This window comes from Mesorhizobium qingshengii, from assembly GCF_900103325.1.
GTDB classification, from domain to species: domain Bacteria; phylum Pseudomonadota; class Alphaproteobacteria; order Rhizobiales; family Rhizobiaceae; genus Mesorhizobium; species Mesorhizobium qingshengii.
Genome location: NZ_FMXM01000015.1, coordinates 160,576 through 175,502, shown reverse-complemented (window position 1 = coordinate 175,502; position 14,927 = coordinate 160,576). Strand labels below are relative to the sequence as shown.

The window sequence follows — 14,927 nt, the reverse complement described above, 5'->3', positions numbered from 1 at the left end:
GCGTTGAGACCCAACGGCAATGGTCCGACAAGGCCATTGCACGAACCACCCCAACATTGCTCGGTCTCTACACCCTCGTATCGCTATGGGCCTGCGATCTGCTCACCAGCACCACCACCCCATACGCCGCAGCGTGGTACCGAAAAACCAGCCTGACGTTCAGCGATGCCATCGGCGCAGTCCGCCTCGAAATCTGGATCGGCGATATTAATCAACACTCCCCGCCAAACCGGGAACGACAAAATATCCCGCCACAACGCATCCTGCGAATGGCGCAAGCACTATGCTTCGCCACCTAAACGTACAAAGTCGAGCTGAGGCAACGGCCAAAAGGATCAGCCGCATCGGCACGCCGCCAAATCGACGCCTGCGATGTCTCCTCCAGCCAGTGCGCTTTCGCCACTCGTTAGACCGGTTTTCGTGGCGAGACCTGTCCACGATTGCCCCTTCAAAAGCCCAACAGTCGTGCGAGGAGGCCGAGGAGCAGTATGCCTGCCACCACCTCGAACGCCGTGCGGTGCTCGGCGGCGATGACGTGTGAATGGGATAGCTAAGTGATTGAGCGAGAATGCTGCGTCGGCTTGCTAGTTGAACGACAAGCCGCTCTCTGTGACGATCGAGATTGGTTTCGTTAGCATGTGAATGCCTCTCACCGATCCCGATCGGCTGGAGAGGCAGTCGGGCGCTTGGAGATCGAAACGATCCAGGCGCGGAGTTCTGGTGCAAATGGCTTCTCTAGCGCCGAACGGTCCCAGGCGAGGAAATAGGCACCAGACAACTTTATCCGCTGATCGAATGGAACGATGAGCCGGCCCGCGGCGATATCGTCAGCGGCCATGGACAATTGAGCAAGCACAAACCCCTTTCCATTTATCGCAGCGTCGATCGCGGCGCTCGACAAGGAAAAGGCAACTTCGCCAGACGTCTTTCGATGTGACGCACCGATCTTGCTTGCCCATTCAGCCCAGCTTGGCGGCGATTGATGATCTCGTGCCCATTCTATGCCCAGGAGTGGAAAATCAAGAACATCCGAGGACTTGCGGACAGGCCGATTGGCCAGCAACCCGGGAGCACAAGCAGGAACCACCCAATCCGTGAACAGTTCGACATAGTGATCGTAGTCATGAACCTTGGCGCCGTATGAGATTCGGAAATCAACTTGATCCTTGTCAAAACGCGGCTCCTGCTCGGCGCCGACGAGACGCACCGTCGCACCCGCGTGACCTATTTGCCAATCCAGAAGCTTTGGCGCGATCCATTTGCTGGCGAGCGAGGGAAGGCAGGAGATGGTCAGCGCGCTTTCCGACCGCGCCCGCTCGACGATGTGTTGGGCGTCGCGGATCTGGTCGAAACCTGACGAAATGGCCGCATGGTAGGTTCGTCCCCAAGACGTCAGGGCAACGTTCCTGCCACGGCGCTCGAGCAAACTGAGCCCGAGCACATCTTCAGCCTTGCGGATCTGCTGGCTGACCGCACCGACGGAAACGCCAAGCTCGTGGGCCGCGGCCGTTACGCTGCCGCGTCGACCGAAAGCCTCGAAGGCCTGTATCGCGCGCAGGGGGGGCGTTTTATTCACCTGGTATGATCCTGGGTTCGGCTTGCTTTAGCATTTCTAAAATAGAACGCAGATGCAACCCCTATGTCGTCTCTCACCCGAGAGCTATTCGTTTTGGCGTTCACAAGCTTGGGAGGACGCCATGTTTCTTCGAAACTGTTGGTACGTTGCCGCATGGGACCATGAGGTCACAGACCAGCTGAAGCCCATTCGTATCCTCGGCGAAGATGTTGTCCTCTATCGCCGCACCGATGGTGCGGTAGCTGCCCTGGAAGACGCCTGCCCGCATCGCAAGCTGCCGCTGTCCATGGGCCGCATCAAGGGTGATACGGTCGAATGCGGCTATCACGGTCTGACTTTTGACAGCACAGGAACCTGCACGCGTGTACCCGGTGCTGAAAAGATACCGCATGTTGCATGCGTTCGTTCCTATCCGATCGCCGAACGTTACGGACTGCTCTGGATATGGATGGGTGAAGCCGAAAAAGCGGATCCTGCTCTGATTTTCGAGGTCGATCACTGGGGCGATCCGGCCTGGGGCGTCAATCGCGGCGAGTCTATGTTGCTCGATTGCAATTACCTCTACATGACCGACAACCTGCTCGATCCTTCCCATGTGTCATGGGTACACCAATCGTCTTTCGGCGGTGTTCAGGCAATGGAGGATGCGCCGCTCGAAACTACCGTGGGCGCGAACGGCGTGACCGTGTGGCGCTGGGTGGTCGATGCCAAGCCGGCGCCGTTTTATGAGCCCTTCCTCAAATTCGCCGGCAATTGCGACCGCAAGCAGCACTACGAGGTGCGCTACCCCTCCAACGCCATCATCAAGGCGATCTTCGTGCCGGCCTGCACCGGCGGCGAGGGCAAGCTGCTGCACGAGGACGTGTTCCTCATGGACAGCTACAACTTCATGACGCCGGTCGATGAGAACCAGACGAAATACTACTGGTTCCAGATGCGCAATTTCGCCCCCGACGACATGGAGGTTTCGCGTCAGTTCGCCACCTCCGTGCGCGGCGCCTTTGACGAGGACCGTATCGTGCTCAATGCCGTGCACAAAGGCATGGCCAACAAGCGCACGCCCAATCTCGATCTAAAGATCGATGTCGGACCGCTGCGCTTTCGCCGCAACCTGGCCAAGCTGATCGCCAGCGAGAGCCAGCAATTGGCGGCTGCCGAATGAACGCACTGACCGCTTGCGACACCATCGCAAGAAGCGGGTTTCGTGACCTGAAAGTGGTCGCGAAGGTGCGCGAAAGCGCCATTATCACGTCGTTCCATGTCGAGCCCGTCAATCCACAGGACTGGCGCGACTTCCAGCCGGGCCAGTTCCTGGTGTTCCGGATTCCGGCAGCGCGGGAGGGCGCCGGCGAAAGGGGATATGTGCTGCGCAACTACAGCGTCTCCTGTTCCCCCGACAGCACTCGCTATCGGATCAGCGTGAAGCGTGAAGCAGCACCTGCGCCGGGGCTGCCCGACGGGGTCGGTTCGTGCTTCCTGCATGACCGGATCGAGGTCGGCGATGTGCTTCAGGCGGAAGGGCCACGCGGCGATTTCGTGCTCGACAAGGGCAGCAGCCGTCCAGTCGTGCTGCTCAGCGGCGGCGTCGGGCTGACGCCGATGGTGTCGATGCTGCATGCACTGGCTTCCATGCCGGACCGCCGTGCCGTCTTCATCCACGCTTGCGAGAACGGGGGCGTACATGCCTTGCGCGACGAGGTGACCGGCCTGGTCACGACCCGGCCCGGCCTGACCGCGCACTACTGCTACCGGTTCCCGTCCGCGTGCGACAAAGCCGAGCAGCGCTTCCACAGCGAAGGCATGATTTCGCGCGAGGTGCTGCAGCGGCTGCTGCCGATCGATGACTATGATTTCTACCTCTGTGGCCCACCGCCGTTCATGCAGGCGATTTACGCTCTGCTTCGCGAGCTTGGCGTGCCGAAGCATCGCATTGCCTACGAATTCTTCGGCCCGGCGACGGTGCTTGAGCCCGATGCCGTGCCTGTGGTTCCGGCGCAGCCGGCAAGGATCGAGCCGGCCGGGGAGGCGACAACCGTGGAATTCCGGAAGTCGGGCCTGACGGCCGTCTGGGATGACTCGGCCGCATCGTTGCTCGACTTCGCCGAGAACCAGGGTCTGCTGCCTGAGTTCAGCTGCCGGGCCGGCATCTGCGGCACATGCAAGTCGCGGCTGATCCTGGGCGACGTCATCTATTTCGAAGAACCGCTGGATGAGCTTGGGGCAGGCGAAGTGCTGCTTTGCTGCTCCAAGCCGCGCGGATCAGTTGTCCTGGATATTTGACAAGATTGTGATGCCGCGTGTGGGCGCGGGGAAACGGAAGTCGGGATTTGGAACAGTCGGTCAAACCAGTGTCGAGCCTGCCGCTCAATCCGCATATCGCCGCCTTGCCGCCCTACAATGCCGGCATGAACATCGCGATGGCGCGGGCGCTGAGTGGCCGCCACGATATTGCGCGGCTGGCCAGCAACGAGAACCCGGATGGATGTTCTCCCGCCGTCATGGCCGCTTTGGCCTCCTCATCCTTCGAGCCATGGCGTTATGCCGATCCGGCCTGCACGGCGCTCCGGTCGGCGCTTGGCGAAAAACTGGCGGTCGATCCCGGGCTGATCGTTGCCGGCAATGGTTCCGAGGAGATGATCGCCGCCATCTCCCGAGCCGTCCTGGTGCCGGGCGCCTCGGTCGTCACGACGGTGCCGAGCTTCGGCCTGCATGAGATAGAGCCGCTGGCGGCCGGGGCCGATGTCGTCAAGATTCCGATGACACCCGAAATGGGGTTCGATCTTGCCAGGCTCGAGACGGCGATCGCCGCTCGGCCACGGATCGTTTTCATATCCTCGCCGTGGAACCCGGTCGGGCCGGGTCTCGGCCATTCCAGCCTGCGACGGCTGATCGGCGCCGTGCGGCCCGGTACGCTTCTTGTCCTGGATGAGGCCTATTTCGAATTCGCCGATCCCGGTGCGCCCGACGGCATCGAAGTCTTGCGCGACAGCGGTATCGACTATGTGGTGCTGCGGACATTCTCGAAGGCCTATGGCCTGGCGGGACTGCGCGTTGGCTATGCCGTCTGTTCCGGCCTCGAACTGGCAAGAGTGACCGCGGCAGCCAAGACGCCGTTCAACGTCAATGCTGCGGCGCAGACCGCCGCCGTCGCGGCACTCGCTGACGAAAGCTGGATGAAGGCGTCGGCGAGCCGCGTCAGGGCCGAGCGCGTGCGCACGTCCGCCGCACTTGCCGGCCTCGGCTTCGGGGTTGCCCAATCGCAAACAAACTTTCTGTTCTTCGACTGCAAGGGCGACAGCTCTAGCCTTGCCGCCGGTCTCCTGAAGCAGGGGATCATCGTCAAGGCGTGGCGCGAAGCCGGCTACGAACACTATCTGCGCGCCACCATCGGCTTGCCGGCTGACAACGATCGGCTGATTACAGCGCTTCGGGAATTGGCGGGGCGATGAGCAGCCTCGTGTCTCCCAGGCAAACGAACTGGATCGAGCAAGCTGTCCCGTTGCCGGTTGTCGACGCGATCCGCGATGTCGTTGGCGGCTCGAATGTCCGCATCGGTGATGATGCCGGGGCGATCGACCTTGGTTCGAATGGGGCGGATCGCCACGCCGGAATCGTCGTTGCGCCTTCATTGACCGACGAGGTCGCGGCGGTGGTGCGCATCTGCCGCCAGAACGAGATTCCCATCGTGCCGCAAGGTGGGAAGACTGGTCTGGTCGGCGGCAGCGTTTCGCGGCCGGGCGAGATCGTTCTTTCCCTGCTACGCATGAACCGCATCGAGCGGCTCGATCCGCTCGAACGCGTGGCCGTGGTCGGCGCCGGCGTCACCCTCGAAGCCCTGCGGATGGCCGCGCTCGAACACCGGCTGGAACCGGGCATCGACCTTGCCGCGCGCGGCTCAGCGACGATCGGCGGCATGGTGTCCACCAATGCCGGGGGCGTGATGGCCTTTCGCCATGGCGTCATGCGCCACCGCGTGCTTGGCCTGGAGGCCGTGCTGGCCGACGGATCGGTCTATTCCGATCTGACCCGGGTGGTGAAGAATTCCGCCGGCTACGATCTGAAGCATCTCTTCATCGGCGCCGAGGGCACGCTCGGCATCGTCACCCGCGTGGTCGTGAAGCTCGACCCTTCGCCGCGAGCCACGGTCACCGCGCTTTTCGGACTGCCGTCTGTCGAAGCGGCTCTACAAACCATTCGCCTGGCACTTGAATCGGATGCCGGGCATCTGCGCGTGGCGGAGGCGATGTGGACCCGGTATTTCAGCCTGGCCGCCGCCGCGCATGAATGGTCCGAACCCGGCGTGCCGTTGGACCAGCCGCTGTTCCTGCTGCTGTCGCTTGGCGGCGCGCGCGAAGAGGCGCTGCGCGAGGATTTCGAGCGGATCTATTTGGAAGTGATGGAGCGCTATCCCGAAGCCACCGGCATCATCGCCGGCTCGCGGCGGCAAGAGGACGACCTGTGGCGGTTGCGCGAGGACACCGGTGTGCTCTATCGCGCCCATCCCAATGCGCCTTCCTTCGACGTTTCGGTGCCTCTGTCGGAAATTCCGGCCTATCTCGACAGAATCCTGCCCGGCCTCGCCGCGATCGAACCGGGTCTGGCGCCCTATGTCTTCGGGCACCTGGCCGATGGCAACCTGCATATCATCCTCAACCGTCAGGGTCCGCTGGCGCCTGACATGGCGGAGGCTGTCGAGGGCGTCCTGTATCACCAACTGCGGGAGATCGGCGGTTCCTTTTCCGCCGAGCACGGTGTCGGGTCCAAGCGCATCCATTCGCTGCTGGCGACGGCCGACCCGACGAAGCTCGCCGTGATGGAGCGGGTGAAACTTGCGCTGGACGATCAGTCGATCATGAACCCCGACAAGGTGCTTCCCTCTGACGCCTGGTTCGTCCGGTCCTCAAGGCCGCTCCTTTATGGCAATGAGCGCCGATTGCCACCTCACAACGCGAGCGATCACAACGATGAATAGCCCCTCGGTGGAACGACAGGGAATGAACGGATTGACCGCAACCGCCAGCGGTCCAGTGGGATCGACCATGCGCCATGATGAGCCAGCACCAGCCTACGCCTGTGATTTCGCCACCCTGCGCCAAGGATTTCGCGAAGCCGCTGAGCGGGCTGGCGCGGAACTGTCGGAATATGTTCATCCGCTGAACGGTCCGGATGGCGAGACGCTGGCGACGGATGTGGCGCTGCTTGGCCGCCGCGATGCGCGCAAGCTGATCGTGCTCATTTCCGGCACGCATGGTGTCGAGGGCCCGTTCGGCTCGACCTGCCAGACCGCCTGGCTGGGCCAGAAGAACCTGCGGCGCCTGCCCGCCGACACGGCGATCCTTGCCATTCACCTCATCAATCCCTGGGGCACGGCATGGTCGCGGCGCGTCAACGAGGACAATGTCGACCTCAACCGCAACTTCATCGACTGGTCTTCGAGTGCTCCGGTCAACAATGGCTATGCGGGCCTACACGACGCCGTGGTCTATCGCGAATGGGAAGGGCCAGACCGCATAGCGGCCGATGAGAAGCTCGCGGTTGCGCGCAAGAGGCTTGGGCATGCCGGGCTGGCGGCGATCGTCGAGGCCGGCCAGTATGAGTTCGCCGACGGCATGTTCTACGGCGGTGGTGGTCCGGTCTGGTCGAACCGCACATTGAACGAAATCCTGAAGACCTTTGCCGGCGCGGCACGCCAGGTCATCGTCTTCGACCTGCATACCGGAGCAGGGCCTTACGGTTATCCGGCTCTGCTTTCGGTCGCGAGTTCCGAGCATGCCGGCCTTGCCTGGGGAAAATCCATCTTCGGGCCGGCGCTGGTGACAGTGCTGACCGGCCCAGGCGCCAGGACCGGCACCGGCATTGCGGCGACAGCGACCGGCTACGTCTCCGACGCCGTCCTCAAGGCAATGCCAAATGCGCGCGTGCTGCCACTTGTCGTCGAATGTGGCACGCTGGACGGGCCGACTGTCATGGAAGCGGTCCAGGCCGACAATTGGCTGCATCTGTTCGGCAAGATCGATTCGTCGCTGGGCAAGCGGATCCGGGACACGCTGCGAGTTGCCTTCCTTCCGAATGACCCAGACTGGCAACGCACCTGCCTAACCAGCAGCCTGCGCTATTTCGACCGTGCGCTGGCGGATCTACGGACTGTCAAGGTAACCCAGGACGCGGCCATCGGCAGCGAACAGACGCGGCCAACCGCTCCCGCCGTGGTGGCGGATCCGGCGCCCGCTGAAGAGGCGAAGATCGCCACGCCGGCCGTGCAGATCGACGAGCTTCACAAGAGATTTGGCTCGCTTCTGGTGTTGAAGGGCGTCAACCTCACCGCCCATGCCGGCGAAGTCATTTCCATGATCGGCTCGTCGGGCTCGGGCAAGAGCACGTTCCTGCGCTGCATCAATCTTCTGGAACAGCCGGACGGCGGCAAGGTCGCCATCGACGGTGAGGTCATCAAGATGAAGCCGCTGTCGAACGGCCGCCTTGGGCCAGCCGATATGGCGCAGGTCGAACGCATCCGTGCCCGCGTCGGCATGGTGTTCCAGAACTTCAATCTGTGGCCTCACATGACGGTGGTGGAGAACATCATCGAAGCGCCCCGACACGTCTTGAAGGAGCCCCGCGAGAAGGCCATCGAACATGCTCACGCACTTTTAAAGAAGGTCGGGCTCGCCGACAAGCACGCCCATTATCCCGGCCAGTTATCCGGTGGCCAGCAGCAACGGGCGGCGATCGCCCGCACGCTGGCGATGCGGCCCAAGGTCATCCTTTTCGACGAACCGACTTCGGCGCTCGATCCCGAACTGGTCGGCGAGGTGCTGCGGGTGATCCGTCAACTGGCGGAGGAAGGCAACACCATGATCCTCGTGACGCATGAGATGCAATTCGCGCGCGAGGTCTCCCACAAGGTTCTGTTTCTCCACCAGGGAAAGGTGGAGGAAGAGGGTGCGCCAGCGGAGCTGTTCGGCAGCCCGCGCTCGGAGCGTCTGCGCCAATTCCTGGCACGGACGTTGTGAGGAAAGCCTGCATTCTCGAAGCGTCCGGTTCGCACCGGACAACGGCAATGAAGACCAACAACAAGGGGAACTGATATGAAATTGAAAGTCTTGACGCTGCTCGCATGTCTCGCGGGAAGCATGGGAAGCGCATTGGCCGCCGAAGGCGAGTTGTCCATCGGAACGGAAGGTGCCTACCCGCCATGGAGCATGTCCGACGCCAATGGCAACGTCACCGGTTTCGACGCCGATGTCGGCGCGTTGTTATGCACCAAACTCGCGGTGACCTGCCATTTCGTCGTGCAGGCGTTCGATGGGTTGATCCCGGCGCTGAAGGCCAAGCGCTTCGACGTCATCATCTCGGGCATGTCGATCACCGCCGATCGCAAGAAGGAGATCAATTTCAGCGTCGGCTATGCCGAACTGGCCAACATGTTCGTTGCGGCTAAGGGTTCTGATCTGGCCGCCATCACCGACGTCGACACGCTGCTGAAGTCGCTCGACGGCAAGAAGGTCGGCGTGCAGGCTGGCACCACCCACGCGCATTTCCTCGAGAAGCGCGCGCCGAATGCCGACCTGAAAACCTACGACACGCTCGACCAGATGCAGATCGACCTGGCGAGCGGCCGTATCGACACGGCTTTCGCCGATCAATCCGCCCTGCAGGATTTTCTGGACAAGCCCGATGGCAAGAACTTCCAACTGGTTGGCGTTGAGATCAAGAGCACGTACGACCCAACGCTTGGCGAAGGCATCGGCGTCGGCATCGCCCAGGACAACGCCGAACTCAAGGCAAAGATTGACAAGGCGCTTTGCGAGCTGATCGCGGACGGATCGATCGGCAAGGCAAGCCAGAAATGGTTCAAGACGGACATCTCCCGGCCCTGCAAATAACGCCTTGGATTCGTCGCATGCGCCCGGACCGCCGGGCGCATGCACTTCAGGCACCACAGACTAGGGCAATACAGATGGAATTCGGTCTCTGGCAGGTTTGGGAAGCAGGTTGGGTGACCGCCATCCTGCGTGGAGCGTCGATAACGATCCTTGTCGGTCTCGTCAGCATGGCGGCCGGGCTGGTGATCGGCATTGTCTGCGGCCTAATCAAATGGGCCCGGATATTTCCGCTCTCGCTGCTCGTTGATGCCTATACGTCGCTGGTGCGCGGCGTGCCCGAACTGCTCATCATCTACCTCCTGTTTTTCAGTTCGGTTGAATTTGTGACCAAGGTCGTGACCGCTTTCGGCTATGCCGGTGTCGCCGAGAACGGCTATGCGTTCGTCATCGCAGTCATCGCCATCGGCGCGATCTCCGGCGCCTATTCGACCGAGGTCGTGCGTGGAGCCTTGGCGGCGATCCCCGATGGGCATATCGAGGCCGCTCGCGCGCTCGGGCTATCGGGCGGGCGGATCTTTCGCCGCATCATCGCGCCGCAGATGCTGCGCATCGCGGTTCCCGGTATCAACAATGTCTGGCAGACCACGATCAAGGACACGGCCCTGGTCTCGGTAGTCGGCCTTCAGGAGTTGATGCGCATTTCATTCGTTGGCGCCAATTCCACCCGCCACCCGTTCGTCTTCTACCTGATCGCGGCTGTGGTTTATCTGGCCATTACGCTCGTCAGCCAGGCCGGGTTCGACGGCATAGAACGCCGCCTCAGAGTGAGGACGAGAAAGTAGTATGATGGATCTCATCCAGCTAGCGGTTCCCGTCCTTCTCAAGGGCCTGTGGGTGACGGCGGCACTGACGTTCGTCTCGGTGCTGATCGGCTTCAACCTGGGCCTCGGCCTGGCGCTGATGCGGCTGTCATCGAACCGCTTCCTGTCAGGCTTCGCCAAATATTATTCCAATGTCTTTCGAGGCACGCCACTGCTGGTACAGATCTTCCTGTTCTATTACGGGCTTGGCCAGCTTTCCCTGATCAGGGATAACGCGGCTTTGTGGTGGGTGATTAGCGATGGCGCGCGCTGCGCCATCCTAGCGCTTGCGCTGAACACGGCTGCCTACACGTCCGAAATACTGCGCGGCGGATTGATGTCGGTTCCGGTTGGTCTCGTCGAAGCGGCCCAGGCGTGCGGCATGTCGCGCATGCTGCGGTTCCGGCGCATCGAGTTTCCGCTCGCCATTCGCCAGGCGCTGCCGGCCTATGGCAATGAGCTCATTCTCGTCGTTAAGGGGACCAGCCTTGCCTCCACAATCACGGTGCTCGAAATAACCGGTTACGCCAAACGGCTCATGAGCCAGACCTTTGCTATCTTCGAGATCTTTGCCATTGCCGGTGTGCTCTATCTGGTGGTCAATCTGATGTTGATCGCGATCGTCCGCTCCACAGAGCGTTTTCTCATGCGCCACGAGTCGCAATCCCGCCAAGGTTCTAGCGCCCCGCGCTCAAAGGAATCTGCAGCAGTTTCGTAACGCCGTTCCTGTCGTTGGACGCCGGCGCGTCTGCATCGCTCGATTGCTGAAGACAGGGTAACCCGATCGGGCGCAACCCAAGTCGGTCGCCGGATTGTTCACTCCCTATTCCGACAAGCGCCTTGTGGCTCACGCGGGACTGCCAATGCTTGCAGCATGAGAGAGTCTGATTGCACCAGGGGCAAGATTTGCCGTCGCGAATACCACTGTCGACCCCTTGCGTCGCCCACAAACGCCAACACCGAAAGCGGCTCCTCCTTCGTGATAGCAACAAATCATCCAAAGTTATTACGAGCTAATATGAGAGCAAAGAGTGATGCAGAACGATGGTTTAGATCGCGCTTGCGTTGTGAGGAGCGCTGAGCACTATTTGCCCTCGACCTGTTCCGCCGAGGCCAACAGCAAGTTCCGCAGCCTTGCCTAAACCAATGGCGTGAGAGGCAAGGATTTTCTGCGCTTCGGCCGCGTCTTCATGAGTCAATACACTTTGCGGCTTCAGCGGCCGGCTGCCGCGGCGGAATTCAGCCGGGCTAAAGCCGAAGCGACACCTGAACTTGTTGTAGAAGACAGCTGGATTGCCGAAGCCGTTACGCTCCATGATCATCGCGATCGTACTGTCTGTTGTCCGCAATTCCTCGGCCGCGTTGTCGAGTCTCAGGTTCTGTGAATAGTCGCGATAACCGATGCCAAGATGGCGCTTGAAGAGACGCGATAGGTGGCTGAGCGTCAGGCCCTCGGCTTCGGCGATCTCGCCCAGATGTTGGGTGTCTTCGCATCTGCTGATTGTATGCATGATGCGCAGAATACGGGTGCGGCTGTCCGACCGCAGTTGAGCAGTCGATGAATCCGGCTCTTCGTGGCGCATTGAGCGGTAGATATAGCACGCGAGCAGATTGGCTATTGTTTCTCGTACCATTCCCTCCTCGGGATGGTTCAATTGATCCAGCGCGAGTCTTGCCATGAAAGCCTTGATTGCAGCGACCTTGTTCATGAAGGGGCGGCTGTGCAGAAATGTCCGACAGAGATACTGGCGAGAGGCAAAGCCGGGCAACCCCATACGCTCGAAATGGGCGACATCCAGGTGCGCTCCACAAATAAGGGCATCGCGCGAAATCGACGTGGAATTGTGAGGAACGTCGGCATTGATGATGATCACGTCGCCCTCACCCATCTCGCAAACTTGTCCATCGACCACCAGCCGGAAGTTGCCGCGCAACACGAAGAGGATCTCCATTTCGCGATGCCAGTGATACGGAACATCGGCATAGCCATGCACAAAAACCTGACAGTGCGAACTCTCAGCCGGCGCCTTGCTTTGAAAGCCGCAATCACGCTTTTCGAGGCACGGGTCGGTCCGGATGTAGGCGATGTTCATCTGCATTCTCCCTGCTTTCAACTGCAATAAAATATCAAAAACTGTCGTACCGCTAGCGCAATTCTCGCGACTAGAAGGTGCCGTTTTGCTGTGCAATGAATTTGTCACTCTTTGAGGCGGCCGCAAGGCTTCCAAGCGAGGAAGCCCTCTAGCGGCTGCCAGATACTCGCTGAGACAGTGTGGGATGGAATACCAATGACGTGGAATATCTCCGACAAGGAACTTGAGGCGCTCGTTGGTCAGATGACCCTCGAGGAGAAGGTCGGGATGGTGAGCGGCTATGGCCTTTGGCGCACGGCAGCGAACTATCGTCTGAACATCCCAGAAATACTGATGACCGACGGCACCTACGGCGTGCGTTATTCAATCGAGCAGATCGACGGTGCGCAGGACAGCGACAGCCAACTCGCGATGTTCCTAAGCGTGGTCAACGCGGACGTATCGCGCAGTGTGGAAGGTGCTTTTGGCTCGACCCGCCCGGCGACCTGCTTTCCCAATGGCTCCTCCTTCGCCTGCTCCTGGGATGTCCAACTTGCCCATGAACTAGGAGAGGCACTTGCCGCCGAATGCCAGGCCTTTGGTGTGAACATCCTTCTTGGTCCGGGGATCAATATCCGCCGCACGCCGCTCGCAGGGCGCAGCTACGAATATTACTCGGAGGATCCGGTGCTTACCGGCGAGATCGCCGCTGCGGTGATCAATGGTCTGCAGGAAAACGGCGTAGGTGCGTCGCTCAAGCATTTCGCCTGCAACAATTCCGAGGTTCAGCGTACAACGATGAGTTCGGTGGTCGAGGAGAGGGCGCTACGCGAGATCTATCTGGCCGGCTTCGAGCGGGCGATCCGCAAAAGCAATCCCTGGACCGTCATGAGCTCCTACAACAGGCTTAACGACGTGCAGGCGGCGGAAAATCACTGGCTGCTGACGGATGTCTTGCGCGGCGACTGGGGCTATGACGGCGTTGTGGTTTCCGACTGGCACGGCATCAAGGATCGGCCTGCCTCGATGACCGCAGGTAACGATCTCGACATGCCGGAAAGCGGCGCCCGCAAGCAGGAATTGCTCGAAGCGGTCCAAGCCGGACGCGTGCCGATGCAGACCCTTGATCGCTCCTGCCTGCGCATATTGAAGCTCGTGCGCAAGGCCCGGAAGGGCATCAGGCCAAATGCGATCGCCGACCACAAAAAGCACCATGCTCTTTCACAGCGCATGGCAGCAGAATCGATCGTGCTGCTGAAGAACGAGGGCGCACTGCTGCCAATCAACCCGGAAACGACCCGCCAGATTGCCATCGTAGGTGCTGCGGCGACCGATCCTGTCATCCAAGGCTCCGGCTGCGCAACGACGCGGCCGAGCGAGGTTGATATCCCGCTCGATGAAATCCGCCGTCTCGCTACAGGCGCGTCGGTCAGCTATCACGCAATCGATGACTTCGCCGCCGGCGGCAACGCCGAACAGGCGGCTCTTGCGGATATTGATGCTGCCGATGTCGTGCTGTTCTTCGGCAACACCGAAGTCGGCTATGATGGCGAAGGTTCGGACCGTATGCACCTCGGCCTGAACGATGACCAGGACGAACTCATCGCCGCGCTCTCGAGGCGCAACCGCAAATTCGTCGTGATACTCGCTACGCCTGATGCCGTGGTGATGCCATGGATCGACCAGGCCGCGGCGGTGTTGGCAGTGTTCTTCGGCGGGCAGGGGTCAGGTCGCGCAATTGCCGAGGTGCTGTTCGGCAAACAAAATCCCTCCGGCAAGCTGACAGTCACCTTTCCTATCCAACTCGAAGACACACCTGGCTTCCTGACCTATCCCGGCGAAAACAATCGGCACATCTATAGCGAGGGTATCCATGTCGGCTACCGCTCCTACGACAAGCGCAAGCTTGCGCCCCTGTTCCCGTTCGGTTTCGGCCTGAGCTACTCGACCTTCGAATATTCGAACATCTCGGTCGACGCGGATCGCATCAATGCGGCGAGCACGATCAAGGTGTCGTTTGATGTTACGAACACGGGCAAGGTGGGCGGCAAGGAGATCGTCCAACTCTACAGCCGGGTGCACGCGCCGCGCCTCATTCGGCCGCTGCGCGAACTCAAAGGATTCGCCAAGGTCGACCTCGATCCAGGCGAGACCAAACGGGTCGACATCGTCATCGAGGCCCGTGACCTCCGTTACTATGACCCGGACCACGGCCAATGGCTGCTGGATGCGGGCAAGCTGTCGATTGAGATCGGCGCATCGTCCCGCGACATCCGCCTGGAAAAGACCCTCGACGTGGATGCGGCATCACGGCCCTCGACAATCCTCAACGTCGAAAGCCAGCCCTTCATGGTGCTTGAACAGGAATTCGCTCGGAAGCGTTTTAGCGCCTTTCTCAAGGACCAATTGGAAATCGACGACGCAAAAGCCGAGAAGATGATGGAGTACTGTGCGGGGTCCTTTCTTGGGATCTACAACACGGTCGCTTGGGTTGCCGGAGACAAGATCTCCAAGGCCGACATGGCGGAATTTCTCGATGGTTTGAACAGGGAAATGGGAGCGACCATCAGTAAGGCTGCATGACCGAATCCACGGG

General features: G+C 60.8%; 11 protein-coding genes and 1 pseudogene. 10 read left to right on the top strand and 2 right to left on the bottom strand.

Going from position 1 to position 14,927, the window contains the following annotated elements; genetic code table 11:
• A pseudogene (locus BLS48_RS22950) lies at positions 1 to 299 on the top strand (IS701 family transposase); the annotation flags it as partial.
• A gap of 350 nt (positions 300 to 649) precedes the next feature.
• Here BLS48_RS22950 and BLS48_RS22945 read toward each other — a convergent pair.
• Complete coding sequence (locus BLS48_RS22945; RefSeq protein WP_091582495.1) at positions 650 to 1,576, bottom strand: LysR substrate-binding domain-containing protein; 927 nt, start codon at positions 1,574 to 1,576, stop codon at positions 650 to 652.
• A 121-nt stretch (positions 1,577 to 1,697) separates the two neighbouring features.
• Between BLS48_RS22945 and BLS48_RS22940 the strand changes: the two genes are divergently transcribed.
• From BLS48_RS22940 to BLS48_RS22905, 8 genes are all read left to right on the top strand, one after another.
• Positions 1,698 to 2,738 carry an aromatic ring-hydroxylating dioxygenase subunit alpha gene (locus BLS48_RS22940; RefSeq protein WP_091582493.1) on the top strand — a complete coding sequence of 347 codons (1,041 nt, stop codon included), beginning with the start codon at positions 1,698 to 1,700 and terminating at the stop codon, positions 2,736 to 2,738.
• Positions 2,735 to 3,856 (top strand): 2Fe-2S iron-sulfur cluster-binding protein, encoded by a 1,122-nt coding sequence (locus BLS48_RS22935; protein WP_091582490.1) that lies wholly within the window; start codon positions 2,735 to 2,737, stop codon positions 3,854 to 3,856. The genes BLS48_RS22940 and BLS48_RS22935 overlap by 4 nt, the downstream gene beginning before the upstream one ends.
• Positions 3,857 to 3,903: 47 nt before the next feature.
• A complete protein-coding gene (gene hisC / locus BLS48_RS22930; protein ID WP_091582489.1) occupies positions 3,904 to 5,025 on the top strand; it encodes a histidinol-phosphate transaminase in 1,122 nt (373 codons plus the stop codon).
• Positions 5,022 to 6,548, top strand: coding sequence for an FAD-binding oxidoreductase (locus BLS48_RS22925; protein ID WP_091582486.1), 1,527 nt, complete (start codon positions 5,022 to 5,024; stop codon positions 6,546 to 6,548). The genes hisC and BLS48_RS22925 overlap by 4 nt, the downstream gene beginning before the upstream one ends.
• A gap of 67 nt (positions 6,549 to 6,615) precedes the next feature.
• Positions 6,616 to 8,586: a DUF2817 domain-containing protein gene (locus BLS48_RS36605; protein ID WP_167365208.1), complete on the top strand. Its 1,971-nt coding sequence runs from the start codon at positions 6,616 to 6,618 to the stop codon at positions 8,584 to 8,586.
• Between the two features lie 75 nt (positions 8,587 to 8,661).
• The gene (locus tag BLS48_RS22915) at positions 8,662 to 9,459 is read left to right on the top strand and encodes a transporter substrate-binding domain-containing protein (protein WP_091582483.1); all 798 of its coding nucleotides are present in this window, start codon (positions 8,662 to 8,664) and stop codon (positions 9,457 to 9,459) included.
• Between the two features lie 74 nt (positions 9,460 to 9,533).
• Positions 9,534 to 10,241, top strand: coding sequence for an ABC transporter permease (locus BLS48_RS22910; protein WP_167365204.1), 708 nt, complete (start codon positions 9,534 to 9,536; stop codon positions 10,239 to 10,241).
• A gap of 4 nt (positions 10,242 to 10,245) precedes the next feature.
• Positions 10,246 to 10,977: an ABC transporter permease gene (locus BLS48_RS22905; protein ID WP_167365207.1), complete on the top strand. Its 732-nt coding sequence runs from the start codon at positions 10,246 to 10,248 to the stop codon at positions 10,975 to 10,977.
• Positions 10,978 to 11,308: 331 nt separating this feature from the next.
• On the opposite strand, the gene BLS48_RS22900 is transcribed toward BLS48_RS22905, so the two are convergent.
• Positions 11,309 to 12,352: a helix-turn-helix transcriptional regulator gene (locus BLS48_RS22900; protein ID WP_167365203.1), complete on the bottom strand. Its 1,044-nt coding sequence runs from the start codon at positions 12,350 to 12,352 to the stop codon at positions 11,309 to 11,311.
• A 195-nt stretch (positions 12,353 to 12,547) separates the two neighbouring features.
• Between BLS48_RS22900 and BLS48_RS22895 the strand changes: the two genes are divergently transcribed.
• Positions 12,548 to 14,914 (top strand): beta-glucosidase family protein, encoded by a 2,367-nt coding sequence (locus BLS48_RS22895; protein ID WP_091582474.1) that lies wholly within the window; start codon positions 12,548 to 12,550, stop codon positions 14,912 to 14,914.
• The last annotated feature ends 13 nt before the right edge of the window (positions 14,915 to 14,927 follow it).

What these genes read in the sequence shown, in the direction of transcription:
- BLS48_RS22940 (WP_091582493.1), top strand. Translation starts at nt 1,698, where the DNA reads ATGTTTCTTCGAAACTGTTGGTACGTTGCCGCATGGGACCATGAGGTC.
- BLS48_RS22935 (WP_091582490.1), top strand. Translation starts at nt 2,735, where the DNA reads ATGAACGCACTGACCGCTTGCGACACCATCGCAAGAAGCGGGTTTCGT.
- BLS48_RS22925 (WP_091582486.1), top strand. Translation starts at nt 5,022, where the DNA reads ATGAGCAGCCTCGTGTCTCCCAGGCAAACGAACTGGATCGAGCAAGCT.
- BLS48_RS36605 (WP_167365208.1), top strand. Translation starts at nt 6,616, where the DNA reads ATGCGCCATGATGAGCCAGCACCAGCCTACGCCTGTGATTTCGCCACC.
- BLS48_RS22915 (WP_091582483.1), top strand. Translation starts at nt 8,662, where the DNA reads ATGAAATTGAAAGTCTTGACGCTGCTCGCATGTCTCGCGGGAAGCATG.
- BLS48_RS22910 (WP_167365204.1), top strand. Translation starts at nt 9,534, where the DNA reads ATGGAATTCGGTCTCTGGCAGGTTTGGGAAGCAGGTTGGGTGACCGCC.
- BLS48_RS22905 (WP_167365207.1), top strand. Translation starts at nt 10,246, where the DNA reads ATGGATCTCATCCAGCTAGCGGTTCCCGTCCTTCTCAAGGGCCTGTGG.
- BLS48_RS22900 (WP_167365203.1), bottom strand. Translation starts at nt 12,352, where the DNA reads ATGAACATCGCCTACATCCGGACCGACCCGTGCCTCGAAAAGCGTGAT.
- BLS48_RS22895 (WP_091582474.1), top strand. Translation starts at nt 12,548, where the DNA reads ATGACGTGGAATATCTCCGACAAGGAACTTGAGGCGCTCGTTGGTCAG.